The sequence below is a fragment of the Pseudomonas sp. SIMBA_068 genome (assembly GCF_046534705.1).
GTDB lineage: Bacteria > Pseudomonadota > Gammaproteobacteria > Pseudomonadales > Pseudomonadaceae > Aquipseudomonas > Aquipseudomonas putida.
Genome location: NZ_JAWRYI010000292.1, coordinates 1 through 296, shown reverse-complemented (window position 1 = coordinate 296; position 296 = coordinate 1). Strand labels below are relative to the sequence as shown.

General features: G+C 61.1%; 1 protein-coding gene. It reads right to left on the bottom strand.

Annotated features, from left to right (window positions below; all coding sequences use genetic code 11):
* The coding region (locus SB756_RS29225) for an aldo/keto reductase (RefSeq protein WP_410913031.1) at positions 1-296 on the bottom strand (296 nt) is incomplete at both ends.

Sequence of the window (296 nt, the reverse complement as noted above, 5' to 3'; positions counted from 1 at the left end):
CGATCTGGTTGGTGGCGATTTCGCCCTTGCCCACCACTTCGATGGCCTGGCGGGCCAGGTCGATGTTGAAGTTGGACACACCGATCTGGCGGGTCAGGCCCAGCGCCTTGGCCTCAGCCAGTGCAGTCATGTATTCGGGCAGCTCGATGCCATTGCCCGGTGCGGGCCAGTGGATCAGCAACAAGTCGACATAGTCGGTGCGCAGTTTGGCCAGGCTTTCGCGCAGGCTGGGGATCAGTTTGTCGGCTGCATAGTTGTCGACCCAGATCTTGGTGGTGATGAACAGCTCGCTGCGC